This is a genomic window from Roseibium sp. M-1 (assembly GCF_054515675.1).
In genome coordinates this window covers 5137833-5150353 of record NZ_CM137257.1, presented here as the reverse complement: position 1 = coordinate 5150353, position 12521 = coordinate 5137833, and the positions used below count along the sequence as shown (strand labels likewise).

The following is a 12521-nucleotide window of genomic DNA, read 5'->3' as shown; positions in this document are numbered from 1 at the left end:
GTCATGAGCACCATTTTCGATGACCGTCAGTGTCTGCTGGGCGAGGGACCGTTGTGGCACCCGGAGAGGCAGCAGCTGTTCTGGTTCGACATTTTGAACAAGCGTCTCCTTAGCCGGGACAACGGAACCCCGCGGACGTGGCAATTCGACGAATACGTCTCGGCGGCCGGCTGGGTCAGCCGGAATGAACTGCTGATTGCCAGCGCCAGCCGGCTGTTCCTGTTCAATCTGGAAACGGAAGCATCGGCAAAGATATGTGATCTGGAAGCGGACAATCAGGTGACCCGCTCCAACGACGGCCGCGCCGATCCGAAGGGCGGCTTCTGGATCGGCACCATGGGCTTCAACGCCGAGAAAGGCGCCGGGTCGATCTATCGCTATTACAAGGGAGAGCTGCGCCGGCTGTTCAGCGACATAACGATTTCCAATGCGATCTGCTTTGCCCCAGATGGCAAGACCGCCTATTTCGCAGACACCGACACGCAGGTCATTCAGAAGGTTGGTCTGGACGGCGACGGCTGGCCGGCCGGTTCGCCGGTTCGCTTCGTCGATCTTTCCGAAGACGGGTTCAATCCGGACGGCGCGGTGGTCGATAGCGAAGGTTTCCTTTGGAACGCCCACTGGGGTGCAAACCACGTTGCCCGGTATGCGCCGGACGGAACATTCGCCCAAGCGGTCTCCCTGCCGGCTGAACAGATCTCCTGCCCGGCCTTTGGCGGCGCGGATCTGCAAACCCTCTTTGCGACATCTGCCAAGGAAGGGCTTGATGGCCGCGACGACGACGGCAAGACGTTCTTTGCCCAGGTTTCTGTGCGCGGACAGCGGGAGCACCGGGTGGTGCTGTAGAACCCGCAAAAACAGTCCTTCCGGACGCGGCGCAGCGGAGATCTGGCATCACGGAATGGATCGGGCTTTGCGCCTTGCTCCCCTCTCCCCCCTTGCGGGGGAGATGTCCGGGAACCGGACAGAGGGGGGTGTCAGCGGTGCGGCAAATACAAACGGACTGACTAAGCCGAGAGGCTGTGCCCCCCCTCTGTCAGCAATAGCTGACATCTCCCCCGCAAGGGGGGAGAGGGGAGCAAGCTTTGAGGCTTTTGTAGAACAACACCTGCTCCAATTGGATGAGGTCACAAGATGAAACGCACCCTCGGCACCTGCTATTACCCGGAACATTGGCCGGAAGAGATCTGGGAAGCGGACGCGCGGCGCATGGCGGAGGCGGGTCTCACCTGGGTCCGCATCGGCGAATTCGCGTGGTCGCGTATTGAGCCCAGACCCGGCGACTTGCATTTTGAATGGCTTGACCGGGCGATCACGATCCTGGGTCGGGCGGGCCTCAAGGTGGTCCTCGGCACGCCAACAGCTACACCGCCGCGCTGGGTCGTCGACAAGCATCCGGACATGGTGGCGGTCGATGCCAACGGCCATCCGCGCAAGTTCGGCTCCCGCCGCCACTACTGCTTTTCCCATGAAGGCTACCGGCAGGAAAGCGACCGGATCGTCAGGCTGATCGCAGAGCGTTATGGCCGCAATCCGTATGTCGGCGCCTGGCAGACAGACAATGAATACGGCTGCCACAACACGGTCCTGTCCTATTCGGATGCCACCAGGCAAGCGTTCCGGGGCTGGCTGAAGCAGCGCTACGGCTCCATCGAGGCGCTCAACCGCGCCTGGGGCAATGTCTTCTGGTCGATGGAATATCTCTCCTTCGACGAGATCGATCTGCCCAACCTGACGGTAACCGAGCCGAACCCGTCGCACACCCTTGCCTTCCGGCGTTTTTCCTCCGATCAGGTGGTGAGCTTCAACAAGCGGCAGGTCGACATCATCCGCGCGCATTCCGATGCCCCGATCAGCCACAACTACATGGGCCGGATCACTGATTTCGATCACTTCAAGGTCGGCGACGATCTCGACATCGCCACCTGGGACAGCTACCCGCTCGGCTTCCTGGAGGACCGTTTCACCGGCGAGGACGAGCATCAGCGTGCCTTCAATCGTCAGGGCGATCCGGATTTCCAGGCCTTCCACCACGACCTTTACCGCGCCGTCGGCCGGGGGCGTTGGTGGGTGATGGAGCAACAGCCGGGACCGGTGAACTGGGCCCCCTACAACCCCGCCCCCCTGCCGGGCATGATGCGGCTCTGGGCCTGGGAAGCCTATGCCCATGGCGCGGAAGCTGTCTGCTATTTCCGCTGGCGGCAGGCGCCTTTTGCCCAGGAGCAGATGCATGCCGGCATGCTGCGCCCGGACAATGCCGACGCCCCCGCATTGATCGAAGCCCGCCAGGTCGCCGGCGAGCTGCGCGACGCCCCGGATGTTTCCGCGCCCCAGGCGCCGATAGCACTGGTCTTCGATTACGATGCCGATTTTGCCTGGACCACCCAGCCGCACGGCAAAGGCCTTGCCTATTTCCAGCTCGTTTTCGACACCTACAAGGCCCTCAGAAAACTCGGTCTCAGCGTCGACATCGTCCGCGGCGAGACACGGGATTTTTCCGGCTACAGGATCGTCGCGGTGCCAGGCCTCATCCATATGCCGCAGGACATGAAGACTGCACTCGCCGAGGCGGAGGCCCATGTCGTCCTCGGCCCGAGAACCGCCGCCCGCGATGCCGACATGGTCATCCCCGTACCGCTGCCGCCGGACATTCCGGGGCTAGAAGTCACCGTGGCGCGCGTGGAAAGCCTGCGCCCGGACATGCCGATGGCGCTGAAAGGTGGTGGCCACTTCACCGGCTACCGCGAGGAACTGGAAGGTGTTGCCGAGGTCATCCTGGAACTGGAGGACGGCCAATCGGCCGTCATGCGCCAGGACCACATGACCTATGTCGGCGGCTGGGGTGATGAAACCGCGTTGAAACGGATCTTCTCAAACCTCTGTGCGGAGGCCGGAATCCCGACGCTGGACCTCTCGGGCGGCGTGCGTTGCCGGGAGACCGACGGTCTCAGGATCTGGACCAACTACGGTGCGGAACCGGCCCACACACCCGCCGGGCGGATCGAGGCGGCCGGCGTGTTGTTCGAGAAGATTTGATGGCGAAGGCGGGAGCCTTGCCCCCGTTTTTACCTCATCCTGAGGAGGACCGTCAGGTCCGTCTCGAAGGATGGGCCACACGCTCCTGAGCAAGCTGCCCATCCTTCGAGACAGCGCTTCGCGCTTCCTCAGGATGAGGTTTCGGGTTTGGACAGGGCAGGCTTTGCTTGCTCGAGCGGCTCTCGGCAATCCTCGGCTGTCCTCCCGGGTGGAGCGCAGCGCAGACCCGGGACCTAGGAGTCCCGGGCGGTTGTTTTCGAGCAAGCAGCTTACGATGAAAGGTCCTGGGTCCCCGTTTTCACGAGCATGACACCGGAGGAATACGGCAGGGTCTTCAGGCCGCCCTGCCCTTCGTCAGCTCCGTGATGATCGCGGCGAAATTGTCGGCGCCCTGAGCCCCTGACACCAGATGCTGGCGGTCGAAGATGACGGCCGGAACGCCGTGGATACCGTTGCCGGTCCAGAAGGCTTCCTCAGCCCGGACAACGTCGGCAAAGCGCCCGTCCTCCAGGACGGTCAGCGCCTCGGCACGATCGAGGCCGATGGAAGCTGCGACATCCGCCAGGACCTCGTTGTCGTTCAGGTTCTTGCGCTCACCGAAATAGGCCTCGAACAGCGCCATCTTCAGCTGGTGCTCCTTGCCTTCCGGCCCCGCCCAATGAATGAGCTGGTGCGCCTTGAAAGTGTTCACCATGCGCATGTCATCGGAGAAGCGGAAGTCGAAATCGAGGTCCGCGCCGAGTGCTGTCAGCCGGTCGCGAGCCGCCTGCGACTGTTCCGCCGTGGAGCCGTATTTGCGCATGATGTGCTCGCGCAGGTTCTCGCCGTCCTCGGCCATATCCGGATTGAGTTCAAACGGATGCCATTTGACGGTTGCCGAAACGCCGGTGCGGGCGATTGCCTGCTCCAGTTGCTTGAAGCCGACGATGCACCAGGGGCAGACGACATCCGAGACGATATCGATCTGCAGCACGGGATCGGCGTTGGCGCCGGTATCTTGAGAGGTCATGAAATATCCTTGTCTCCGGCCCGCCCGGACAGCTGAGCCGGCCGCATTGTCTTGACCCGCATATAGGGGCCGTTCCAACCGCCGAAAAGGCTCAGGTTACCGCCGGGAAACCACCAACTGCCAGAAGGCCGCGTCTGCCCCGCTGCAGATCACAGCGTTGCGTCCCCCTTGGGAGGCGGGTTCCAGCCGCGTTCGGTGCGCTCGTGCCGCTCGCCGCCCCGGTCGACCTGCATGATCTGAAACAGCGTCTCGGAATGGGCACGCATGGCGTCGATATAGGAGGCGTCCGCGCCGCCGTCATTGAAGTTCTCACGCAGATCATCGAGCATCGCAATGTCGTGGTGCCGGAATTCCCGCGCCTTGGTGCGGGCACGAAAGGGATGGAAGCCGAGTTCTTCCAGAGCCTTCCGTCCGAGTGCGAGGGACCCCTCGAAGACTTCCCGCTCTGCATAATGTGCACCGGCATTTTCCAGTTCATAGACGTGGTGGCGGTCGCGCGCCCGGGCGAGAATGCGCACCTTCGGATAGGTTCGGGCGACATGCTCCACAAGCGTCGTCTGCTTGTCGCGATCGTCAAGCGCCGCGATGAAGAGATCCGCCTCGCCGAGCCCCGTGCCGTGCAGCAGATCCGGTCTTGTAGCATCGCCATAAAAGGTACGAATGCCGATCTTGCGCAGGTTCTCGATGGTCTGCGGATCGTGATCGAGGATGATGACCTCATAGCCGCTGGTGAGCAGCAGCCGCGAGACGATCTGTCCGAACCGTCCCATGCCGGCAAGGACGACCCGTCCGCGCCGGTCGATGACATCCGGCTCCTGCCCCGCGGCCCGGGCAAGAGCGCGGGGCGCTACCACCTTTTCATAAAAGATGAAAAGCGCCGGGGTCAGCAGCATGGAGATTGCGACCACCAGCGTCATGGTCTTGATCAGCGATGGTTCCAGCACCCCGGCCCCGCCGGCAAAGCCAAAGAGAACGAAGGCGAATTCACCTGCCTGCGCCAGTCCGAGAGCGAAGAGCCAGCGGTCCGGTCCCTTGAGACGGAAGAGAAGGCCGAGCAGGAAAAGAACGGCGAACTTCACTGCCATCAGGCCGATGGCGAGACCAAGGATGACGAACGGCGAACCGAAGAGAAGATCGAAATCGATGCCTGCTCCGACCGTCAGGAAGAAGAGGCCCAGCAACAGACCCTTGAAAGGTTCGATGTCGCTTTCCAGCTCGTGCCGGTAATCGCTGTCGGAGAGGACCACCCCGGCAAGGAAAGTGCCGAGCGCCGGCGACAGGCCGACGAAATCCATCAGGAGAGCGATGCCGATCACCAGCAGAAGCGCGGTTGCCGTGAAGATTTCCCGCAAATGCGCCTCGGCGATGAAGCGGAAAACCGGTCGCAGCAGATGCCGGCCGGCAACGATGATCGCGGCGATGACCACCAGGATCACCAGCGCCTGCGCCCAGCCCGGCAGACCCGCCAGGGCCTCACCACCATGTCCGGCGCTTTCGCCATGGCCCTCAGAACCGGTGTGAACCCCACCGACGGCAAGCAGCGGCAAGAGAGCCAGCATCGGGATGACGGCAATGTCCTGGGTCAGCAGCACCGAGAACGAACTCTGCCCGCCCTGCGTCCTGAGCCAGCCTTTTTCGTTGAGCGTCTGCAGCACGATGGCGGTTGAGGAGAGCGACAGGATCATGCCGAGCGCCAAGGCACTCTGCCAGCTCAGATCGAACAGCAGGCCGATCCCGCAAAAAACCAGCGCCGTTCCGACGACCTGCAACCCGCCAAGACCGATCAGTTGCTGACGCATCTTCCAGAGCATGGCCGGCTGCAATTCAAGCCCCACCAGGAACAGCATCATCACCACGCCGAATTCTGCGAAATGCTGCACGTCGACGGTTTCCGAGCCGACAATGCCGATGACCGGCCCGATCACCACCCCGGCGATCAAGTAGCCGAGCACCGAACCGAGACCGAGCCGGTTGGCAATCGGTACCGCGATGACAGCCGCGCAAAGGTAAACAAAGGCTTCGCTGAGCAACGCCATCAGACGGCCTCCCCACTCAGAAGAAAATCATCCGGCACGTCGGTCAACGCCGCCGCCTTCGAAGCCCTCTCCAGATCCAGCCTCCCGGCAACCAGTGCTTTCAGAAGACTGTCATAGGCGTTGCAATGCGCCGCGAGCCGATCCTGTTCCAGCGCCCGTCCTGCCCCGAAGAGAACGAATGGCGCCAGGTAGCGCATGCCGCAGAGGTCGGCTGTCTTTTCGAACGGACCAAGCAGGCTGCGCAATTCCGCATGGTTCATGCCGGCCTCGGAATAGGCCTCCGGCTTTGCCCCCGTCGTGACCGCGTTCAGAAAGACCTTGCCGCGCAGGGCCGTGGCGTCATGGCCATAGGCAAAGCCGTGCTCCAGCACCAGGTCCTGCCATTCCTTCATTATGGCAGGGGCAGAATACCAATAGAGCGGATGCTGGAAGACGATGACGTCGTGCGCCACAAGCCGCGCCTGTTCCCGGTCGATGTCGATGCTGAAATCCGGATAGTCGGCATAGAGATCGACGGCGGTGACGCCTTCCACACGCTGCGCAGTTTCGAAAAGCGGCTGGTTCACCTCCGACCGGTCGGGCCGGGGATGGGCAAAGAGAACGAGTACCTTGGCCAAGAAGTCCCCCAATGATGTGAGAGCCCGCCGTTCCGGCCGGGGCCGGTTGGGGCATGTCTCTTCAGGACTTTATAGGGGTTTATGGCCCATGAAAAAGAGCGCGACCGGAACCAGCCCGTTCGCGCCCCGTGAACAATCGGCAGCCCCTTTGCGCGGACCACCGGCAGGTTCAGCTTAAGGTCACCCGCTGCCCGGTCGCTCCTGCCTCCGCTATCGCATGGATCACCGCTTCGAAATGCAGAGCCTCCTTGAAGGACGGCACGGCATCGCGGCCTTCGGCAATCGCGCGCAGGAATTCATGCACCTCGATTACTTTCAGGTCGTTGAAACCGAGCTGGTGACCGGCCGCCGGCACGAACTGACCATAGGGCGGATGGGCCGGGCCGGTCAGCAGCGTTTTGAACCCCTGCTCGGCCAGCGGACCGCGGTTCTGATAGAGCCGCAGCTCGTTCATGCGTTCCTGGTCAAAGGTGATCATGCCCTCCGTGCCATGCACCTCGAAGGCGATGTAGCTCTTTCGGCCCCAGGCACTGCGCGAGGTCGAGATGACGCCGTGCACCCCGTTGCGGAAGGTCAGCAATGCCGAGGCGATGTCTTCATTCTCGACCGGACGGCGTTCGCTCGAACCTTCGCCCATCGGCCGTGTCTCATGCACGGTCTTCGTCTCCGCAATCAGGCTCTCGACCGGACCGACAAGGGCGGTTGCCAGCGAGACCAGATGGCAGCCGAGGTCGCCCAGCGTGCCGAGGCCCGCATCGGCCTTGGTGGCCCGCCATGTCCAGGCGAGGTCCGGATCGGCCTGGTAATCCTCGTCGACCATGCCGCGGAAATGCACGATCCGGCCTATGGCTCCATCCGCAATCAGATTGCGGGCGTGGGATACCGCCGGATTGTGCAGGTAGTTGTAGCCGACGATGGTCCTGGCACCTGTCTTTTCTGCAACGGCCAGCATCTCGCGGGCATCGTCGAGGCTCAGCGCCATCGGCTTTTCCAGATGCACATGCTTGCCGGCGCTGAGCGCGGCCAGCGCCATTTCCCTGTGCACCTTGTTGGGTGTCGTGATGCAGACGATGTCGACCTTCGGATCGGCAACAAGATCCTTCCAGTCGTCCGTTGCCCGGGCAAAGCCGAACTGGTCAGCGAAGGCACCGGCCTTGTCAGCCGGCACGTCGCAGAGAACCTCCAGGCGGGTCGCCGGCACATCGCCGAACACCGCCTTCACCGAGCCATAGGCAAGCGCATGGCACTTGCCCATGAAACCGGTGCCGATCAAACCGATGCCGAGACTGTTCATTGCGCTGATCCTTGCAATTGCACCTGTTCGCGGCCGTACGGTTTAACCTCATCCTGAGGAAGCGCGTCAGCGCTGTCTCGAAGGATGGGCCGCTTGCTCATGTGTGTGTCGCCCATCCTTCGAGACGGACCTGGCGGTCCTCCTCAGGATGAGGTCGTGGTGTGTGTTTTTGCTCAAACCTCGTCCATGCCGACGGCACGGCGTTCGGCAACCGACTTCAGCGCCGCTTCAGCGAGCGCCAGTGCCTTCAGCCCATCCTCACCGCTTGGCGAGGGGGCCTGTTTCGCCTCGATGGCCTTCACGAAGGCGGTTATTTCCGCCGCATAGGCTTCCGTGTAGCGGGTCATGAAGAAATCGTGCAGCGGCGGACGGGTGTAGCCGGCGTCGGTCGCCAGTTCGATCGAGACCGCGCGCTGGTTCTCTGCGCTGACGACACCCTTGGAACCGTGCACCTCGATGCGCTGGTCGTAGCCATAGGTGGCGCGGCGCGAATTGGAGATGGAACACTGCTTGCCGGAGGCCGTCGTCAGCACCACCGTCGCGCTGTCATAGTCGCCGAGCTTGCCGATTTCCGGATCGACCAGGACAGAGGCCGTCGCATAGACCGTGGTGATCTCTTCGCCCAGCAGAAACCGGGCCATGTCGAAATCGTGGATGGTCATGTCGCGGAAGATGCCGCCGGAGACCTTGATATAGGCAGGCGGCGGCGCGCCCGGATCGCGTGACGTGATATGCACCATCTCGACGTCGCCAATGCGGCCTTCGTCGATGGCCGCGCGCACGGCGCGGAAATGCGGATCGAAACGGCGGTTGAAACCGAGCATCAGCGTCGCGCCGAGGTCTTCAACGGTCTTCAGGCAGGCCTTTACCCGGTCCAGCGACAGGTCGACAGGCTTTTCGCAGAAGATCGCCTTGCCGGCCTTCGCGAATTTCTCGATCAGGTCCGCATGGGTATCGGTCGGCGTGCAGATGATGACCGCATCGATATCGGCGGCAGCCGCGATTTCGTCGATGGTGGAAACCCGGGCGCCATAGGCTCTTGCGAGGCTCTCGGCGGCTTCGGCAAAGGCATCCGCAACGGCAACCAGCGTTGCACCTTCGGCGGAACCGATGGCCTTTGCGTGCACTTTTCCGATACGTCCGGCCCCGAGCAGGGCGACATTGACGGCCATGAGTTTTCCTCCCGGATGGCGATGTGGCGGGCGGCCGAACCGGCGCTTGCCAATTTAGAATAAAAATTCCAAAATCACTTTCGACGGAACGTGTCAAGCCGGAAAAGAAGATCAGAATGAAAGACGCCCCGCCCAAGGACGATCAGGACGCCACTCCCGCCACGCTCGAAAACCTCGTAGCGCCGGAATCCATCGACGCCTTTTTCAAGCGCCTCGGCGGCACCGCCGAAAGACTGCCCAAACGCCTGAAGCAGTTCGCCAATTACATCGCCGCCAATCCGGACCGGGTCGCCGTTTCGACGGTTGCCGACCTCGCCGAGGCCGCGGACGTGCAGCCTTCAGCCGTGATGCGTTTCTGCCAGGAAATGGGCTTTTCCGGTTTTTCGCAGATGCAGAAACTGTTCCGCTCCGATTATTCGCAGAAATGGCCCGACTATGCCACCCGTCTGGCAAAACTGCGCGACCACGGCACCGAGTCGCCTTCCGCCCTGCTCGCCGAATTCGTGGAAGTCGGCCGCGCATCGCTTGAGAATCTGCTGACAACCGTCGACCCGATTGCCCTGCAACAGGCGGTGGACGTGCTGGCCCGGGCAGAAACCATCCACATGATTGGCTTCCGCCGCGCCTTCCCGGTGACGTCCTATCTTGCCTATGCCTTCGAGAAAATGGACGTGCCGGCCGTCCTGCATTCGGGCATTGCCAACATCAACATGGAGCACCTGATCCGGCCGAACGATGCGGTGATCGCGGTTACCTTTGCGCCCTATACCGAGATGACCATCGACATGGCGACCAAGGCCCGTGCCACCGGGGCCGACATTGTTGCGATTACCGATGTGGTCACCAGCCCTCTGGCGCGCTTGAAAGCGATCCAGCTTCTGGTCTCCGAACTTGATGTCGGAGCCTTCCGTGCTCTCTCCGCAAGTCTTTCCCTTGCCATCGCTTTGGCCGTTTCCGTCGGCGCTCAGCGCAACCGCCTGTGACGAATTTGGAAAAAATCTGTTGCACAATTTTTAAAATGGAATTTATATTCCAAATACGGCAACGGGCTCTCCGGGGCCGACACGACTTCTGACGCGGGTGGGAAAGACTATGGCCCGCGGTCCACGTTCTGGGAGGAACATGATGAAGAAGACACTTTTCGCGATGGCCGCTGCTGCCATTGCCGTCACCGGCTTTACCGCACCTGCCTCCGCCGACGGCGAGCGCTATGTGCTGGTCAGCCACGCGCCGGACAGCGACAGCTGGTGGAACACCATCAAGAACGCCATTTCCGTGGCCGGCGACCAGATGGGTGTGACGGTGGAATACCGCAACCCGCCGACCGGTGACCTTGCCGACATGGCCCGCATCATCGAGCAGGCCTCCGCCTCCAATCCGGACGGCATTATCGCAACCATTGCCGACTACGACGTTCTCTCCGGCCCGTTGTCCAACGCGGTTGCCAAGGGCATTCCGGTCATCACCATCAACTCCGGCACCGAAGAGCAGTCCAAGCAGCTCGGCGCGCTGATGCATGTCGGCCAGCCTGAATATGCCGCCGGCAAGGGCGCGGGCGAAAAGGCGAAGGCAGCCGGCGTCACCAGCTTCCTGTGTGTGAACCACTACATCACCAACCCGGCTTCCGTTGAGCGGTGCCAGGGCTATGCCGACGCACTCGGTGTGGAACTCGGCGGTCAGATGATCGACAGCGGCCAGGACCCGCAGGAAATCAAGTCCAAGGTCATGGCCTATCTCCAGGGCAACCCGGACACCAACGGCGTCCTGACCCTTGGCCCGACTTCGGCCCACCCGACGCTTGCCGCCCTTGAAGAAATGGGCAAGTCCGGCACGATCCACTTCGGCACCTTCGACCTTTCCGGTGAAATCGCCGAAGGCATCAAGTCCGACGTGATCGCATTCGCCATCGACCAGCAGCCTTACCTTCAGGGTTATCTGCCAGTGGTGATCCTGACGAACCTGACCCGCTATGGTGTGGTTCCGGGCAACTCGATCAACTCTGGCCCGGGCTTCACGACCAAGGCCAACATTGCCCTTGTTGAAAAATACGCAGGCGAATTTCGCTAGGAAACCGGCCGCAACGCGGCCACCGGGGAGGCGGCTCGCCCGCCTCTCCCTTTAACGAAACGCGCTCCTGGCTATGATCGAGCGCAGATATCCGGACACTGTTCTGCGGCCGGGCCGCACCTGACAAGCGGCCGGCCTTTCCGGCACGCAGGAGGAGACCTATGGCTGAGACCCAATCGGCAGCCGCCCCTCAGAAAGACGAGCGCATCCGCGAAATGTCGCCCATGCGCAAGGCCCTGATCCGCCCGGAGCTGGGCGCGATCTGCGGCGTCATCCTTGTCTTCATCTTCTTTCTCTCCATCGCCCGCGACAGCGGCATGTTCGCCCCCGAGGGCATCATCAACTGGGGCAACGTTTCCGCCCAGTTCGCCATCATTGCCGTCGGCGCCTGCCTCTTGATGATCGCCGGTGAGTTCGACCTCTCCGTCGGCTCCATGATCGGTTTTTCCGGCATCATCATCGCGTTGATGAGCGTGCAGTGGGGCTTCCCGATCTGGGTCTCGATCCTCGCCGCCTTTGCCATCGCGCTCGCCATCGGTGCCCTCAACGGCTACCTGGTGATCAAGACCGGACTGCCCTCCTTCATCGTCACCCTCGCGTTCCTCTACATCCTGCGCGGCCTGACGATCTTCATTTCCATCGCCACCACCCGCCAGACCATCATCGGCGGCGTCAAGGACGTGGCCGAGGGCGATCCGATCGCCTGGCTCTTCGGTGGCAAGATCCTTTCCGGCCTCTTCGTCTGGCTCGCCGACATGGGTGTCGTCGGCAAGTTCGTCGCCGGCCCCAAGGCAGGCCAGCCCGTCGTCGAAGGCATTCCGATGCTGATGGTCTGGGCGCTCCTCCTGATCGTCTTCGGTCACATCCTCCTGACCCGCACCCGCTTCGGCAACTGGATCTTCGCCGCCGGCGGCGATGCCCAGGCAGCGCGTTACGTCGGCGTGCCGGTCAACCGGGTGAAGATCCTGATGTTCATGCTGTCAGCCTTCTGCGCCACGGTCCTCGCAACCTGCCAGGTGATGGAATTCGGTTCTGCCGCAGCCGACCGCGGTCTGCTCAAGGAGTTCGAAGCCATCATCTCCGTGGTCATCGGCGGTGCACTGCTCACCGGCGGCTACGGCTCGGTCATCGGCGCGGCGCTCGGTGCCCTCGTCTTCGGTGTCGTGCAGCAGGGCCTTTTCTTCGCAGGTGTCGAAAGCTCGCTCTTCCGGGTCTTCCTCGGTGTGATCCTGCTCCTCGCCGTGATCCTCAACACCTATATCCGACGCATGATCACGGGGGAGCGCTGAC

Annotated in this window: 10 protein-coding genes; 5 read left to right on the top strand and 5 right to left on the bottom strand. The window is 62.4% G+C overall.

Annotation, left to right across the window (positions count from 1 at the left end):
• Nucleotides 1-3: 3 nt before the first annotated feature.
• Entirely contained in the window at nucleotides 4-846 is an 843-nt protein-coding gene (locus tag ACX3M4_RS23345) for an SMP-30/gluconolactonase/LRE family protein (protein WP_459355363.1), read from the top strand.
• 288 nt (nucleotides 847-1134) lie between these two features.
• A complete protein-coding gene (locus tag ACX3M4_RS23340) occupies nucleotides 1135-3036 on the top strand; it encodes a beta-galactosidase (protein WP_459355362.1) in 1902 nt (633 codons plus the stop codon).
• A 334-nt stretch (nucleotides 3037-3370) separates the two neighbouring features.
• Here the strand turns inward: ACX3M4_RS23340 and ACX3M4_RS23335 are convergent, their stop codons facing one another.
• From ACX3M4_RS23335 to iolG, 5 genes are all read right to left on the bottom strand, one after another.
• A complete protein-coding gene (locus ACX3M4_RS23335; RefSeq protein WP_459355361.1) occupies nucleotides 3371-4045 on the bottom strand; it encodes a DsbA family oxidoreductase in 675 nt (224 codons plus the stop codon).
• A 149-nt stretch (nucleotides 4046-4194) separates the two neighbouring features.
• A complete protein-coding gene (locus ACX3M4_RS23330; protein ID WP_459355360.1) occupies nucleotides 4195-6081 on the bottom strand; it encodes a monovalent cation:proton antiporter-2 (CPA2) family protein in 1887 nt (628 codons plus the stop codon).
• Nucleotides 6081-6698, bottom strand: a complete 618-nt coding sequence (locus tag ACX3M4_RS23325) for an NAD(P)H-dependent oxidoreductase (protein ID WP_459355359.1) — start codon at nucleotides 6696-6698, stop codon at nucleotides 6081-6083. Before ACX3M4_RS23325 ends, ACX3M4_RS23330 begins: the two co-directional genes overlap by 1 nt.
• Before the next feature lie 169 nt (nucleotides 6699-6867).
• A complete protein-coding gene (locus tag ACX3M4_RS23320; RefSeq protein WP_459355358.1) occupies nucleotides 6868-7992 on the bottom strand; it encodes a Gfo/Idh/MocA family protein in 1125 nt (374 codons plus the stop codon).
• A 173-nt stretch (nucleotides 7993-8165) separates the two neighbouring features.
• On the bottom strand, nucleotides 8166-9164 hold the full coding sequence (gene iolG / locus ACX3M4_RS23315) for an inositol 2-dehydrogenase (protein WP_459355357.1): 999 nt from the start codon (nucleotides 9162-9164) through the stop codon (nucleotides 8166-8168).
• 116 nt (nucleotides 9165-9280) lie between these two features.
• Here iolG and ACX3M4_RS23310 point away from each other — a divergent pair, with 116 nt between their 5' ends.
• The 3 genes from ACX3M4_RS23310 (at nucleotide 9281) to ACX3M4_RS23300 (ending at nucleotide 12520) form a co-directional block, all read left to right on the top strand.
• Nucleotides 9281-10147, top strand: a complete 867-nt coding sequence (locus tag ACX3M4_RS23310) for a MurR/RpiR family transcriptional regulator (protein ID WP_459355356.1) — start codon at nucleotides 9281-9283, stop codon at nucleotides 10145-10147.
• Between the two features lie 142 nt (nucleotides 10148-10289).
• Nucleotides 10290-11231, top strand: coding sequence for a sugar ABC transporter substrate-binding protein (locus ACX3M4_RS23305; RefSeq protein ID WP_459355355.1), 942 nt, complete (start codon nucleotides 10290-10292; stop codon nucleotides 11229-11231).
• A gap of 161 nt (nucleotides 11232-11392) precedes the next feature.
• Nucleotides 11393-12520, top strand: coding sequence for an ABC transporter permease (locus ACX3M4_RS23300; protein ID WP_459355354.1), 1128 nt, complete (start codon nucleotides 11393-11395; stop codon nucleotides 12518-12520).
• The last annotated feature ends 1 nt before the right edge of the window (nucleotide 12521 follow it).

Bases quoted from the DNA above. Each gene is read 5' to 3' on its own strand.
- ACX3M4_RS23335 (WP_459355361.1), bottom strand. From the start codon at position 4,045: ATGACCTCTCAAGATACCGGCGCCAACGCCGATCCCGTGCTGCAGATC.
- iolG (WP_459355357.1), bottom strand. From the start codon at position 9,164: ATGGCCGTCAATGTCGCCCTGCTCGGGGCCGGACGTATCGGAAAAGTG.
- ACX3M4_RS23305 (WP_459355355.1), top strand. From the start codon at position 10,290: ATGAAGAAGACACTTTTCGCGATGGCCGCTGCTGCCATTGCCGTCACC.
- ACX3M4_RS23345 (WP_459355363.1), top strand. From the start codon at position 4: ATGAGCACCATTTTCGATGACCGTCAGTGTCTGCTGGGCGAGGGACCG.
- ACX3M4_RS23320 (WP_459355358.1), bottom strand. From the start codon at position 7,992: ATGAACAGTCTCGGCATCGGTTTGATCGGCACCGGTTTCATGGGCAAG.
- ACX3M4_RS23310 (WP_459355356.1), top strand. From the start codon at position 9,281: ATGAAAGACGCCCCGCCCAAGGACGATCAGGACGCCACTCCCGCCACG.
- ACX3M4_RS23300 (WP_459355354.1), top strand. From the start codon at position 11,393: ATGGCTGAGACCCAATCGGCAGCCGCCCCTCAGAAAGACGAGCGCATC.
- ACX3M4_RS23330 (WP_459355360.1), bottom strand. From the start codon at position 6,081: ATGGCGTTGCTCAGCGAAGCCTTTGTTTACCTTTGCGCGGCTGTCATC.
- ACX3M4_RS23340 (WP_459355362.1), top strand. From the start codon at position 1,135: ATGAAACGCACCCTCGGCACCTGCTATTACCCGGAACATTGGCCGGAA.